This window comes from Sphingomonas sp. Leaf22, assembly GCF_001421715.1.
In the GTDB taxonomy this organism is placed as follows: domain Bacteria; phylum Pseudomonadota; class Alphaproteobacteria; order Sphingomonadales; family Sphingomonadaceae; genus Sphingomonas.
Window position 1 is genome coordinate 135234 of sequence record NZ_LMKP01000023.1, and the last position, 13946, is coordinate 149179.

Genomic DNA, 13946 nt, shown 5'->3' on the forward strand with positions numbered 1-13946 from the left:
AAGCCCGATGTGGGTGGCCGCGCCGGGGCCGACAACGTCGCGCGTACGCTTCCCGACCGAACCGACGGCAGCCCGGAATTTGCACGTCGCGCTACATGCATTGGTGTGAAGCCGCCGTCTTGGCCTTGTAGTGGCCGCAATTTGGGGCCATTTGGCGCATTATGCCTTTTTCGACGTTGCCCGAACCGTTAGCCGCGGCGCTTTCCGCGCGCGGCTATGAAGCCCCGACCGCCGTGCAGGCGGCCGTCCTTACCCCCGAAGCCGAGGGACGCGATCTGCTCGTGTCCGCCCAGACCGGATCGGGCAAGACCGTTGCCTTTGGCCTTGCCATGGCGCGCGACCTGCTCGACGCCGACGACAAGATGCCGCGCGCCGGCGCGCCGCTCGCGCTGGCCATCGCCCCGACCCGCGAACTCGCGTTGCAGGTCGCGCGCGAATTGCAGTGGCTGTATGGCGAGAACGGGGCGCGCATCGTGTCGTGCGTCGGCGGCATGGACGCGGCGCGCGAACGCCGCAACCTGAGCCACGGCACGCATATCGTCGTAGGGACGCCGGGCCGGTTGCGCGATCATATCGAGCGCGGGGCGCTCGACCTGTCGAGCCTGAAGGTCGCGATTCTCGATGAAGCGGACGAAATGCTCGACATGGGCTTTCGCGAGGATCTCGAAGGGATTCTCGACCGCACGCCCGCCGAACGCCGCACGATGCTGTTCTCGGCGACGCTGGCCAAGCCGATCGTTGCGCTGGCCAAGCGGTACCAGAAGGACGCGTTCCGCATCGACACGCGCGAGGCGGAGCGGGGCCATGGCGACATCAGCTATCAGGCGATGACCGTCGCCCCGAACGATATCGAGAATGCGGTCGTCAACCTGCTGCGCCTGCACGAACCGGACACCGCGTTCCTGTTCTGCGCGACGCGTGAAGCGGTACGACATCTGCACGCCAATCTGGTCGAGCGCGGCTTCGATGCGGTGGCGCTGTCGGGCGAGCATTCGCAGTCGGAGCGCAACCATGCGTTGCAGGCGCTGCGCGACCGCCGCGCCCGTGTCTGTGTCGCGACCGACGTCGCCGCGCGCGGGATCGATCTGCCGTCGCTGAGCCTGGTCGTCCATGTCGAATTGCCGCGCGATGCCGAGGCGTTGCAGCACCGCTCGGGCCGGACCGGTCGCGCGGGCAAGAAGGGGATCGCCGCGCTGATCGTGCCGTTCCAGCGCCGTCGCCGGGTCGAAGGGCTGTTGCGCGATGCCAAGATCAACGCCGAATGGATCGGCGTACCGACGCCCGAGGAGATTCATGCCGCCGATCGCGAGCGTCTGCTCGCCAAGCTGGCCGAGCCGGTCGAATTCGACGAGGCCGATGTTGAACTGGGCGCGCGGTTGCTGACCGAGAAGTCGCCCGAGGATATCGCGGCGTTGCTGGTTCGCGCCTATCGTGCCAAGCTGCCCGCGCCCGAGGAATTGTCGGCGGGCGGGGTGCCCGAGCGGCGCGAGCGTCCGGAAGGGCCGCGTCCGGGCTTCGAGGATACCGTGTGGTTCCGCATGAATGTCGGCCGTCGCCACAATGCCGATCCGCGCTGGTTGTTGCCGCTGCTGTGCCGTCGCGGTCACATCACCAAAAGCGAGATCGGTGCGATCCGCATCGGTAACGACGAATCGGCGTTCGAAATTCCCAAGGCGATCGCCGGCAAGTTCGTCGCATCGGTCAAGCGGACGGCGACACCCGACGACGATCTAATGTTCGAACAGATGGCAGGCCCGCCGGCAGCCCCTCAGCGCCGCACGAACAGCGCACCGCCGCGGCATTCGGCCAAGCCTTATCGACCGGGTGCGCGGCGGAGCTGAGGCTGGTTTGACGCGAAGGCGCGGAGGCGGGACGGTAAGGGGGAGAAGGTAGATTTCGCGCAGAGGCGCGGAGGCGCAGAGAGGTTGCGATTAAGGCGACGTTCTGCCGCACCAGCGGCCGTCATTGATAATTGCAGCGATATGGAAAGGCTGCGCCGAACAATCATCAGCATCCAGCACGCAACCTCCTCTGCGCCTCCGCGCCTCTGCGCGAAATCTAACCTTCTCACTTCTGCTCCGCGTCTTCGCGCCTTCGCGTGAATCAATCCTTCCTTCACCCGCCGCTGCGACCCACCAACCGTTGCGCGCTACCGCCAAAAGGCGTAAGGCGCGCCGGTTCGACGAGCACAGACTCGCGAAGGCCGGGCGTACGCGCCCTTTCCGCATAGCCGGGTCATGCCTTTCGTGACGACATGGTCGCCGGATGCCGCGTGTCGCATTCGGCGCACGGGGCACTCCCGGTCAAAGACCGCCGGATTCAACCGGCCGGCCGGAAAATAGTACGATCAGGAACCAAGATTTATATGGCCAGCATGGCAAATCCCACCCGTGACGATTTCGCGTCGATGCTCGACGACATGTTCGGTGCCTCGGAAAGCTTCGAGGGCCGCGTTGTCATCGGCACCGTCACCGGGATCGAAAACGACCTCGCCGTCATCGACGTCGGTCTGAAGTCGGAAGGCCGCGTGCCGCTGCGTGAATTCGCCGCGCCGGGCCAGAAGGCCGATCTGAAGGTCGGTGACGAAGTCGAAGTCTATGTCGACCGCGTCGAGAATTCGAACGGCGAAGCGATGCTGAGCCGCGACCGCGCCCGTCGCGAAGCCGCGTGGGACAAGCTGGAAACCGAATTCGCCAAGACCGCCCGCGTCGAGGGCGTCATCTTCGGTCGCGTCAAGGGCGGCTTCACCGTCGACCTGTCGGGTGCCGTGGCGTTCCTGCCGGGTTCGCAGGTCGATATCCGTCCGGTGCGCGACGTCACGCCGCTGATGGACATTCCGCAGCCGTTCCAGATCCTGAAGATGGACCGCAAGCGCGGCAACATCGTCGTGTCGCGTCGCGCGGTGCTGGAAGAAACCCGCGCCGAGCAGCGTTCGGGCCTGATCCAGAGCCTGGCCGAAGGTCAGGTCATCGACGGCGTCGTCAAGAACATCACCGATTACGGTGCGTTCGTCGACCTCGGCGGTATCGACGGCCTGCTGCACGTCACCGACCTGTCGTACAAGCGCGTCGGTCACCCGTCGGAAGTCCTGAACATCGGCGACACCGTCAAGGTTCAGATCATCCGCATCAACCGCGACACGCAGCGCATCTCGCTCGGCATGAAGCAGCTTGAGAGCGATCCGTGGGATGGTGCCGGTGCCAAGTATCCGGTCGGCGCGAAGCTGTCGGGCCGCGTCACGAACATCACCGAATATGGTGCGTTCGTCGAACTGGAGCCGGGCATCGAAGGTCTGGTCCACGTGTCGGAAATGAGCTGGACCAAGAAGAACGTTCATCCGGGCAAGATCGTGTCGACCTCGCAGGAAGTCGATGTGATCGTCCTCGAGGTCGATCAGGACAAGCGCCGCATCTCGCTGGGCCTCAAGCAGGCACAGGCCAATCCGTGGGAGAAGTTCGCGGAAGATCACCCCGTCGGCTCGACCGTCGAGGGCGAAGTCAAGAACGCGACCGAATTCGGCCTGTTCATCGGTCTGGACGGCGACGTCGACGGCATGGTCCACATGTCGGACATCGCATGGGGCATTTCGGGCGAAGACGCGCTGAACCTGCATCGCAAGGGCGAGACGGTCCAGGCCGTCGTGCTGGCGATCGAGCCGGACAAGGAGCGTATCTCGCTCGGTATGAAGCAGCTTGAGCGTGGCGGCCCGGTCGCGGCGCAGGCGGGCGACCGTCTGAACAAGAGCGCGATCGTGACCGTGACCGTGCTCGAAGTCCGCGATGCGGGCCTCGAAGTGCAGCAGGGCGACGATGGCGCGACCGGCTTCATCAAGCGCACCGATCTCGGCCGCGACCGCGACGAACAGCGTCCGGAGCGTTTCCAGGTCGGCCAGAAGTTCGACGCGATGGTCACCGGCTTCGATCGTTCGAAGAAGCCGACCTTCTCGATCAAGGCGATGCAGATCGCCGAAGAGAAGCAGGCCGTTGCGCAGTACGGTTCGTCGGACTCGGGTGCGTCGCTTGGCGACATCCTCGGCGAAGCGCTGAAGGCTCGCGGCGAGCAGAAGTAAGCTTCTCCTTCCTGTACGGGACGATCGACGGGGTGCTCCAAAGCGGAGCGCCCCGTTTTTCGTTCATTCGAAAGGCGGATTGTGGCGGCAAATAAATTCAGGTTAGGCGTGCGCTGCCCAGCCGATATAATTTTGGCGTAGATATCTGGATTGCCGAGGAAAAGATGATCCGATCCGAACTGGTTCAAAAGGTTGCGCAGGATAATCCGACACTGCCACTGCGCGATGTGGAGCGGATCGTCTCGATCTTTTTCGACACCATCACCGAACGGCTGCATGCCGGCGGGCGCGTCGAACTGCGCGGCTTCGGTGCCTTTTCGACCCGTGCCCGCGATGCCCGCACCGGCCGCAATCCGCGCACCGGCGAAGCCGTCGAAGTCGATGCGAAACGCGTGCCCTATTTCAAGCCCGGCAAGGAAATGCGCGCGCGGCTGAACGTCTGATCGCGGGTTGCGGCGGGATGGCGACAGTGCTGATTTAGCACTTCCGTCTACCGCCGCGGCGGCGCATGTCGGGGCCGATATTGTCGAGGCCCAACCGATGAACGCTCCTATCGTATCGCCCCTGATCCTGCTGCTTGCCGCTGCGTCGCTGCCGGCGCAGGAGCGCGCCGCGCCGTTCGTGATCGAGCAGACCGGGGTCGGCTATCCGACGATCGATGCCGCGGTGACGGCGGTGCGCGACGACACGGCGACGATCCTGATCGCGCCGGGCACCTATCGCGACTGCACCGTCCAGACCGGCGGCGACATCACCTATCGCGCGCGCGTGCCGGGCACCGTGATCTTCGACGGCGGCGCGTGCGAGGGGAAGGCGACGTTCGTCCTGCGTGGGCGGCGGTCGACAATCGACGGCATCATCTTTCGCGGCATCCGCGTGCCCGATGGCAATGGTGCAGGCATCCGGACCGAGATCGGCGACCTGACGGTCACCAACTCGACCTTCCTCGACAGTCAGGAAGGAATACTCGGCGGCAATCCAGAGGGACAGCAGCGCATCACGATCGACCGCTCGACCTTTGCCGGACTGGGACAGTGCGACGAGACGGTCGATTGTTCGCATTCGGTCTATCTGAGCAACAACGGCTCGATCACGATCCGGCGATCGCGCTTCGAACGCGGCACCGGCGGCCATTATGTCAAGATCCGTGCGCCGCGCATCGATATCATCGATTCGAGCTTCGACGACAGCCGCGGCTCCAAGACCAACTATATGATCGACCTGCCCGAAGGGGCGACCGGGCTGATCGCGCGCAACACCTTCGTACAGGGCAAGGCGAAGGAGAATTGGACCGGCTTCATCGTCGTGGGAGCGGAAAAGCGGACATTTCCGGCCAATGGCCTGCGCGTCGAGGGGAATGACGCGCGACTGGCCCCGGGGATGACGAAGAGCCCGGCGTTCGTCGCCGACTATACCGGCGACGGCGTCGCGGTCGGCGTGAACCGCCTGGGACCGGGGGTGCACACGTTCGAACGGCGGTGACGGCCGGCACCGTCTGGGCACGGTCGACGATGCTTTCGCCTCGACTTCGGTCCGATAGCCGGTAGGCATGGCGCATGCGTATACATTTTCTGCTCGCTCCGTTGCTCTTCGTCACCGCACCGGTCGCGGCTTCCGACGAATCGCCGCCGGCCCAGTCGTTGAACGCGCTGTCCGACTGGCTCACCGGTGCGGGCAAGCGGAGCGCGGACGCGCCCGCGCTGCAGCGGCCGCTGTCCCGGCACGAAGCGGAGACGGCGATCGACCTGATCGCGGCGGCCCGGACGCGGGAAGTGACCGCTTCGGCCAAGGCAGCGGTCGAGGCGAAGGCGATCAGGATTGGTGAGCGGACGCTGCGCTGGGAAAGTAACGCGTTCGGCAACGCGCCGTTCGGCAAGCGCAGCCTGTGGATATCGATGCACGGCGGTGGCAACGCGCCACCGGCGGTCAACGATCAGCAGTGGCGCAACCAGATCGGCCTGTATCAACCGGCGGAGGGCATCTATCTCGCGCCGCGAGCGCCGACCGATACGTGGAATTTGTGGCATGAGCCGCAGATCGACCCGCTGTTCCAGCAACTGATCGATGCGCAGGTCGCGATCAACGGAGTCGATCCCGATCGCGTCTATCTGATGGGCTATTCGGCGGGGGGCGATGGCGTGTGGCAGCTGGCACCGCGCATGGCCGATCGCTTCGCGGCAGCGGCGATGATGGCGGGGCATCCGAACGAGGCGGGGGTCGCGTCGCTCCGCAACCTGCCGTTCGCGATCTTCATGGGTGGGGCGGACAGCGCCTATGATCGCAACCGGATCGCCGCCGAGCGCGGGGCGGAGCTGGAACGGCTCCATGCCGCCGATCCGGGCGGTTATGTGTCGATGACGCGCATCTATCCGGGACTGCCGCACTGGATGAAGCGGAAAGATGCGGAGGCGCTGCCGTGGATGGCGCAGTTCACCCGCAATCCGTGGCCGAACCGGATCGTGTGGGTGCAGGACGATGTCACGCACGACCGCTTCTACTGGCTTCGCATTCCGAATGCGGCGGCGGCGAAGGCGGGTGATCGGATCGAGGCCGTGGCAAAGGGACAGACGATCACCCTGACCGGCAGCGTCCCGACCGGAACCGTCGTCCGCCTGTCCGACCGGTTGCTGAATCTCGACCAGCGGGTGCGGGTGGTCGTCAATGGCCGCAAGGCGTTCGACGGCCGGGTACAGCGGACGGCGGCGGCGATCGTCCAGTCGTTGCAGGACCGGCTCGATCCGTCGTCGGCAGCGACGGCGTCGGTGACGCTGCCCTGATCGAAGCATCCGTCGGGTATCGTCCCCGACGGATGGTCCTCCGATGCCGGCCGATTACCGGCAGGTCGTTCCTTCGCCCGGATCGAGGTCGAGGCAGCGGCCGTCGATCTCGTTTTTGGGTACCGGCAGGCGGATCGTCGCGGCCAGCGTCGGCAGGATGTCGACGGTTTCGACGCCGAACGGCTCCTCGAACCCGCCCTGACCCTTTCGCCAGAACAGGATCGGCACGCGGCGGTCATAGTCCCAGAAGCTGCCATGCGTGGCGACGGAGGTGCCGGCGACCGGATGCGGGACGGTCAGCACGCGCGGCTTCATCGCGACCAGCAGATCGCCCGAGCGCGCCGGATAATAGGATGCGCGCGCCCGTTCGATCAGCGACCATGTTTCGGGCGGCGTGTTCGGCACCGTCGTCGCGAGGATCTGCGCGCGGGTGAACACCGCCTGCGTCTGCGGATGGGCGGAGAACATCGCGATCGCTTCGCGTTCGACCGCGACCTTCTGCGCCGCCGTCAGTTTGATGTCGTACCAGACATCGCCATTGACGCCGCCGAACAGCACCGGACCGGCGATCTTCAGCTTATCGCCGATCGCCTTGCCGATGCGGTCGACGGTCAAGTCGCCGTCGAGGCGCACCGCGTCGGGTACGGCATGGTGCGCCAGCCGTTCGCTAGCATCGCTGCCGCCATGATCGGCGGTCAGCACGACCTGATAATCGACGCCGGTCGCGTCGAGCACGCGGAAGAATTCGCCGAGGCTCTGGTCGAGCGAGGTCAGTTGCAGGCACATCTCGCTGCCCTCGGTGCCATAGCCATGGCCGACATAGTCGGTGGCCGACGCGCCGATCGAGATGATGTCGGTCTGCGGACCCTGACCCAGTTTCATGTCCTGGATCAGGCCGGCGGCAAGTGCGAGTACCGCCGCGTCATATTCGGGCGACCGCCGGAAATTGGCGATATCGCCCGCCGCGCGTTCGAACCGGCCGGTGCCGATGGTCTTGTCACCGACCCGTACCGCGCGTGCCAGCGGCTGGCAGAAGGTGGGTAGCGTCATCGCCGGCTGCGCGGTCGCGATCCGCGTGGCGACGGCGGCGTTGGCTCGGGCCACGACCGGCGGCATTGCCCGGCCGGCATAGCTGACGAAGCCGTCCTTGCCGAACCACCAGAGTTCGTCGACCTTGTGGCCGCCCATCATCACCGCCGCGCGGTCCTTGCCCGCGACCGACACGACACGGGTGCGGGGATCGGCGGCCTTCATCCGTTCGCCGAGCGTCGGCACCATCAGGTGGGCGTCGGACACCGTATAGTTGTCGAAGGTCGACCCGGAGACGCGTTCGTCTTCCGCGCAATAGACCTTGAACCCCGGACGGGTGTTGCTGCGCTGGTCGATCCAGTCGTTGGCGATGATGCCGGTGCGCGACGGACGCGATCCGGTGAGGATCGTCGAATGGCCGGGACAGGTCTCGGTCGCGGCATGGCTCTGATATCCCGACGGGAATACCACCCCCTGCATCAACCGGGCGAAACCGCCGGTGAAGCGACCGCGATATTCGGCGAACAGATCGGCCGAGAATTGATCGACCGAGATCGCGACGATCAGCCGGGGCGGGGTCGCCGGATAGGTCGGCGGGGCCGGATCGGCGGCGGCGGGCGCGGCGGTCTGCGCCAGCGCGGGGGTAGCGGTTGCCAGCAACAGCGCGGCAAGGGAAACGAGGCGCATCGGGTACTCCGCGGACGGTGCATCCGTCCTCGAACTCCGCTACTCCCCGACCATGACAGCAGCAAGAATAGTATCGGGTCGAATCGCCTTGTTGCTCACCGGGCTGCTGGCGCTGTTGCTGGGTAGCGGGCCGGCGGCGGCGCAGGTTCCGGGGCAGCGGCACGTGCAGATGCGGATCGTCGCCGAAAGCGACGCGCCCGCTGCCGGATCGCGCGTCGCGATCGCGCTGGTGTCGGTGCCCGATGCCGGCTGGCACGGCTATTGGCAGAATCCGGGTGCGGTGGGGACCCAGCCCCGGCTCGACTGGACGTTGCCGGCCGGTGCGAGCGTCGGCGACCTCCGCTATCCGGTGCCCGAACGGCTGACCGTCGCGGGCATCATGAACTATGTCTATGAACGCCCCTGGACGTTGCTTACCGAGTTGCGGGTGCCGGCGGGACTGGCCGTCGGTACGAGGCTGCCGATCCGGCTGGCGATCGATTATCTGGTCTGCACGCGCGAAATCTGCGTGCCGGAAAAGGCGGTGCTGACCGCCGATCTGACCGTCGGCGATGGTGCGATCGATCCGGCACGGCGCGCGGCGTTCGATGGCTGGCGGCGTGCCCTGCCCAGACCGATCGGATCGCCGGCCGTGTTCCAGCCCGGCGAGCAGCTGCGGTTGCGCGTGCCGTTTCCGGCCGATGTCGCGATCGGCAACGCCTATTTCTTTCCGCTGACCGAGAATGCCGTCGAGTATGACGCGCCACAGACGATCCGGCGCGACGGCGACGCGATCGTCGTCACGACGAAAGGCACCGGGCGTCCGGCGGTCCTCGAAGGCGTGCTGGCGACCGGACAAGGTCAGGGGTTCGCGATTCGCGCGACACCGGGAGTCGTCGCCGCGCCCGCCGAACCGGCACCGGTCCGCGCCGCGCTGATCGCGTTTGCCGGGGCGCTGCTGGGTGGGTTGCTGCTCAACATCATGCCGTGCGTCTTTCCGATCCTGAGCCTGAAGGCGTTGAGCCTTGCCCGATCGGGCGAGTCGGCGGCCCATGCGCGCGCGGAGGGGGTGGCGTACACCGCCGGTGCGGTGGCGATGTGCCTGCTGCTCGGCGGTGCGCTGCTGGCGATCCGCGCGGCGGGCGTGGCGGCGGGCTGGGCGTTTCAGCTGACCGATCCGCGGGTCGTGCTGCTGTTGCTGGTGCTGACCGGCGGCATCGCGCTGAACCTTGCCGGGCTGTTCGAACTGCCGACGCCGCAGGTGGGCGCGCGCAGCGGGCGGGGCGGGGCGTTCGCGACCGGCGCGCTGGCCGCGTTCGTCGCGACGCCGTGTACCGGGCCGTTCATGGGCGCGGCGCTGGGATCGGCACTGGTCCTGCCGCCGGTCGCGGCGATGGCGGTGTTCGCCGGGCTGGGCTTCGGGCTGGCGCTGCCGTTCCTGCTGCTGGGCTTCGTGCCCGCGCTGCGCCGTCGCCTGCCGCGACCGGGGGCATGGATGGATGTGTTCCGCAAATGCCTGTCGGTGCCGATGTTCCTGACCGCGCTGGCGCTGGCATGGATATTGGGGCGCCAGGCGGGCGTCGACGGCATGGCGACGGGACTGGCCGCGCTGCTGGTGGCGGCGCTCGGTCTGTGGTGGACCGGCCGGCGGCAGTTGCGCGGGCGCGATCGGCCATGGTGGCCGGGGCTGGCGGCGCTGGTGCTGGCGATCGGTTCGGCCATGCTGGTCGACCGCGCGCCGCCCGCCGGTGCCGCACCGACCGGCATCGCCGGGGCCGAACCGTTCAGCGAGGCGCGGTTGGCGGCGCTGCGGGCCGAGGGCAAGCCGGTCTTCGCCTATTTCACCGCCGACTGGTGCCTGACGTGCAAGGTCAACGAACGTGCCGCGATCGAGACTCGGGCGGTCGCCGATGCGTTCGGCAAGGGCGGGGTGAAGGTGCTGGTCGGCGACTGGACCGATGGCGACCCGGTGCTGGGCCGTTTCATCGAGGCGCATAACCGCGCCGGGGTGCCGCTCTATCTATATTATGCGCCGGGCAGCCGCGATGCCCGGGTTCTGCCGCAGGTACTTACGCCGGCGACGCTCACCGATCTCGTCGCCTGACCCCGAACGCGCTTGCCAGCGCGCGCTTCGCAACGCAGCATAGGGAGAAATTATCGGCAGGCGGCGTTGGGGGACGAATGGGGCAGGCATTCGACGAGATCTGGGGACATGGTGGGCCGGACAATCCGCGCACCGACCTTGCGGCACTGGCGCGGTGGATGCGCGAGGTGCCGCCGCACGAGTTGAAACGACGCCTGCAATCGGCCGAGGCGACCTTCCGCCAGCTCGGCATCACCTTTGCCGTCTATGGCGAGAGCGAGGCGGCGGAGCGGATCATCCCGTTCGACATCGTGCCGCGCGTGTTCAAGGCCGACGAGTGGACCCGCCTGTCCAAGGGGCTGATCCAGCGGACGCAGGCGATCAACGCATTCCTCGACGATATCTATGGCGAACGCCGTATCCTGAAAGCAGGCGTGCTGCCCGCCGACCTGATCTTCGGCAACGCACAATTCCGTCCTGAAATCGCCGGCATCCGGCCGCCGCACGGCGTGTGGGCGCATATTTGCGGCATCGATCTGGTGCGGACCGGGCCGGACGAATTCTTCGTGTTGGAGGATAATGCCCGTACGCCGTCGGGTGTGTCGTACATGCTGGAGAATCGCGAGGCGATGATCCGGCTGTGCCCCGAACTGTTCCGCAATTTCCGGGTGGCGGCGGTCGACAGCTATCCAGACCTGCTGCTCGAAACGATGCGATCGGTCGCACCGCCGGGTGCCGGTGCGCATCCCAATTGCGTCGTGCTGACGCCGGGGCATTTCAATTCGGCCTATTACGAACATAGTTTCCTCGCCGATTCGATGGGAATCGAACTGGTCGAGCCCGCCGATCTGGTCGTCGACGGCGATGTGGTGTGGATGCAGACCATTGCCGGCCGGGTCCGGGTCGACGTGATCTATCGCCGGATCGACGACGACTTCATCGACCCCGTCGTGTTCCGCCCCGATTCGCTGTTGGGCGTACCGGGGCTGATCGCCGCCTATCGCGCGGGCAACGTCGCGCTGGTCAACGCGCCGGGCAACGGCATTGCCGATGACAAGGCGATCTACAGCTACATGCCCGAGATCGTGAAATTCTATGCGGAGAGCGAGCCGCTGCTCCCCAATGTCGAGACGTGGCGCTGCCGTGAGCCCGACGCGCTGAAATATGTCCTCGATCATCTGGACGAAGTGGTGGTGAAACTGGTCGATGGCTCCGGCGGCTATGGCATGCTGGTCGGGCCGACCGCGTCGAAAGCGGAGATCGAGGATTTCCGCCGCGCGCTGATCGCCGAGCCGCAACGCTACATCGCGCAGCCGACGCTGGCGCTGTCGACGGTGCCGACGCTGACCGATACGGGGCTGGCACCCCGCCATGTCGATTTCCGTCCGTTCGTGCTGACCGGTGCCGACAAGATACAGGTCGTACCGGGCGGCCTGACCCGCGTCGCGCTGAAGGAAGGGTCGCTGGTCGTCAATTCGAGCCAGGGCGGCGGGACCAAGGACAGTTTCGTGCTGATGGACGATCCGCCCATGCAGTCGCAGACGATGGGCGGCATGACCCAGTCGCAGGGGGGACGCTGACATGGCGATGCTTTCCCGCACGGCCGCCTCGCTCTACTGGCTGGGCCGCTATGTCGAACGCGCCGATTTCCTCGCCCGGCTGGTCGAGGCGACGGTGCGGCTCGACGCACTGTCGTCGCGCCCGGCGGGCGATGCGGCATGGGCCAGCGCGCTGGCGGTCAGCTATACCGAGGACAGTTTCGCCGCGACGGACCAGCCGGTGGGGCAGGCGACGGTCGCGCAGTTCCTGACCCATGACCGCAGCCATCCGGGGTCGATCCTGTGGTGCCTCGACGCCGCGCGCAACAATGCGAAGGCGGTGCGCACCGCGCTGACCCGCGACGCATGGACCGCGATCAATCGCGCATGGATCGTCTTCAACGCGCCGCGGGGCGAGGAGGGCGAGGACATTCTCGATCTGGTCGAGGCGATCAAGGCCGAGGCGCGGGGCTTCGAAGGCGCGGTACAGCGCATGATGAAGAACGAGGCGACGTGGTTCGTCCAGCTGGGCGCGGCGATCGAGCGGGCGGATAACACCGCGCGGCTGATCGACGTCAAATATCACCTGCTGCTGCCCGAGGGGGAGCGGATCGGCGGTGCGATCGACCGCGATCAATGGACGACGATCCTGCAGACCGTATCGGCGGTCACCGCCTATCGCTGGCTCTACAGCGACGGGTTGAAGCCGGCGAGCGTCATCGAGCTGCTGCTGTCGCGGGGCGAGGTGCCGCGCAGTCTGGCGGCGTGCGTCGATGAAACGGTCGAGATGCTCAACATGCTCGGCAAGCGCACCGGCTTTCAGGGTGAGGCCGATCGCATGGCGCGTGCCCGGCTGGCGCGGATGCAGAAGACCCGCGCGCATGAGGTCATCGTCAACGGCCTCCACGAATATCTGACCGCTTTCATCCGGGAGAATGCGATGCTCGACGCCGCGATCGCCCGCCAGTTCCGCTTCATCTGATGCGGCTGTCGGTCCAACACGAAACGCAGTATCGCTTCAGCGAGCCGCAGGCGCGCGTCGTCCAGCTGCTGCGCCTGTTTCCCGGCGATACCAGTCAGCAGACGGTGGTGAACTGGCGGATCGACGTCGACTGCGACGCGCGGCTGCGCGAGAGCATCGACGGCTACGGCAACCGGACGCGCATGTTGTATGCCGAGGGGCCGGTCGAGACGCTGAACCTGATCGTCACCGGCGAAGCGCTGTTGAGCGAGAGCGAGGGGCCGATCGAGGGCACCGACGAACCGTTTCCACCCGATCTGTTCCTGCGGACGACGCCGCTGACGATCGCCGACGATGCGATCGCCGCGCTGGCGATGGGCAATGATCTGGCGGCGATGACGGCGCTGGCGGCGGCGATCCACGCGCGCTGGCCGCTCGACCGGCGACCCACGCCGACGATTCGCAGCGCGCTCGACGCGACGGCGGACGACCGGCTGTCGCCGCGCGACATGGCGCAGATCTTCGTCGCCGCTGCCCGCGCGCAGGGCGTTCCGGCGCGCTATGTGTCGGGGTACAGCCTGTCAGGCGATGACGCGCGCCGTACCGCCGCCCCGCATGCCTGGGCGGAGGCGTTCGTCGCGAATGGCTGGTATGCGTTCGACCCGGCGGTGGGTGGCCGGTCGGGCCTCGACCACATCCGCGTCGCGGTGGCGCTCGACGCCGCTGCGGCCGCGCCGATTGCGGGCGTGCGGATGGGCGCGGGCGAGGAAGTGCTCGACGTCGATGTGCGGGTAGAGGAAGCCTAGACTCCGCCGCGGCAGGG

The 13946-nt window shown here is 66.9% G+C and carries 10 protein-coding genes; 9 read left to right on the plus strand and 1 reads right to left on the minus strand.

The window, feature by feature from the left end; all coding sequences use genetic code 11:
• Window positions 1–161: 161 nt before the first annotated feature.
• The 5 genes from ASE70_RS11385 to ASE70_RS11405 all read left to right on the plus strand — a co-directional run bounded on the left by ASE70_RS11385 (window position 162) and on the right by ASE70_RS11405 (window position 6846).
• The gene (locus tag ASE70_RS11385; RefSeq protein ID WP_056504836.1) at window positions 162–1841 is read left to right on the plus strand and encodes a DEAD/DEAH box helicase; all 1680 of its coding nucleotides are present in this window, start codon (window positions 162–164) and stop codon (window positions 1839–1841) included.
• Window positions 1842–2365: 524 nt separating this feature from the next.
• A complete protein-coding gene (rpsA, locus tag ASE70_RS11390; RefSeq protein WP_055996208.1) occupies window positions 2366–4069 on the plus strand; it encodes a 30S ribosomal protein S1 in 1704 nt (567 codons plus the stop codon).
• A gap of 164 nt (window positions 4070–4233) precedes the next feature.
• A complete protein-coding gene (locus ASE70_RS11395) occupies window positions 4234–4512 on the plus strand; it encodes an integration host factor subunit beta (protein WP_056394473.1) in 279 nt (92 codons plus the stop codon).
• 97 nt (window positions 4513–4609) lie between these two features.
• Entirely contained in the window at window positions 4610–5551 is a 942-nt protein-coding gene (locus ASE70_RS11400; protein ID WP_056504839.1) for a right-handed parallel beta-helix repeat-containing protein, read from the plus strand.
• A gap of 74 nt (window positions 5552–5625) precedes the next feature.
• The gene (locus tag ASE70_RS11405; protein ID WP_056504841.1) at window positions 5626–6846 is read left to right on the plus strand and encodes a hypothetical protein; all 1221 of its coding nucleotides are present in this window, start codon (window positions 5626–5628) and stop codon (window positions 6844–6846) included.
• Between the two features lie 54 nt (window positions 6847–6900).
• Here the strand turns inward: ASE70_RS11405 and ASE70_RS11410 are convergent, their stop codons facing one another.
• Complete coding sequence (locus ASE70_RS11410; protein ID WP_056504844.1) at window positions 6901–8562, minus strand: alkaline phosphatase family protein; 1662 nt, start codon at window positions 8560–8562, stop codon at window positions 6901–6903.
• A 52-nt stretch (window positions 8563–8614) separates the two neighbouring features.
• Between ASE70_RS11410 and ASE70_RS11415 the strand changes: the two genes are divergently transcribed.
• The 4 genes from ASE70_RS11415 (at window position 8615) to ASE70_RS11430 (ending at window position 13929) form a co-directional block, all read left to right on the plus strand.
• Window positions 8615–10645, plus strand: a complete 2031-nt coding sequence (locus tag ASE70_RS11415) for a protein-disulfide reductase DsbD family protein (protein ID WP_056504847.1) — start codon at window positions 8615–8617, stop codon at window positions 10643–10645.
• Window positions 10646–10722: 77 nt separating this feature from the next.
• The gene (locus ASE70_RS11420; RefSeq protein WP_056394488.1) at window positions 10723–12204 is read left to right on the plus strand and encodes a circularly permuted type 2 ATP-grasp protein; all 1482 of its coding nucleotides are present in this window, start codon (window positions 10723–10725) and stop codon (window positions 12202–12204) included.
• Window positions 12205–12211: 7 nt separating this feature from the next.
• Entirely contained in the window at window positions 12212–13144 is a 933-nt protein-coding gene (locus ASE70_RS11425; RefSeq protein ID WP_200909456.1) for an alpha-E domain-containing protein, read from the plus strand.
• Complete coding sequence (locus ASE70_RS11430) at window positions 13144–13929, plus strand: transglutaminase family protein (protein WP_056504850.1); 786 nt, start codon at window positions 13144–13146, stop codon at window positions 13927–13929. Before ASE70_RS11425 ends, ASE70_RS11430 begins: the two co-directional genes overlap by 1 nt.
• Window positions 13930–13946 lie beyond the last annotated feature (17 nt).

Bases quoted from the DNA above. Each gene is read 5' to 3' on its own strand.
- ASE70_RS11395 (WP_056394473.1), top strand. From the start codon at position 4,234: ATGATCCGATCCGAACTGGTTCAAAAGGTTGCGCAGGATAATCCGACA.
- ASE70_RS11420 (WP_056394488.1), top strand. From the start codon at position 10,723: ATGGGGCAGGCATTCGACGAGATCTGGGGACATGGTGGGCCGGACAAT.
- ASE70_RS11425 (WP_200909456.1), top strand. From the start codon at position 12,212: ATGCTTTCCCGCACGGCCGCCTCGCTCTACTGGCTGGGCCGCTATGTC.
- ASE70_RS11405 (WP_056504841.1), top strand. From the start codon at position 5,626: ATGCGTATACATTTTCTGCTCGCTCCGTTGCTCTTCGTCACCGCACCG.
- ASE70_RS11410 (WP_056504844.1), bottom strand. From the start codon at position 8,562: ATGCGCCTCGTTTCCCTTGCCGCGCTGTTGCTGGCAACCGCTACCCCC.
- rpsA (WP_055996208.1), top strand. From the start codon at position 2,366: ATGGCCAGCATGGCAAATCCCACCCGTGACGATTTCGCGTCGATGCTC.
- ASE70_RS11400 (WP_056504839.1), top strand. From the start codon at position 4,610: ATGAACGCTCCTATCGTATCGCCCCTGATCCTGCTGCTTGCCGCTGCG.
- ASE70_RS11415 (WP_056504847.1), top strand. From the start codon at position 8,615: ATGACAGCAGCAAGAATAGTATCGGGTCGAATCGCCTTGTTGCTCACC.
- ASE70_RS11385 (WP_056504836.1), top strand. From the start codon at position 162: ATGCCTTTTTCGACGTTGCCCGAACCGTTAGCCGCGGCGCTTTCCGCG.
- ASE70_RS11430 (WP_056504850.1), top strand. From the start codon at position 13,144: ATGCGGCTGTCGGTCCAACACGAAACGCAGTATCGCTTCAGCGAGCCG.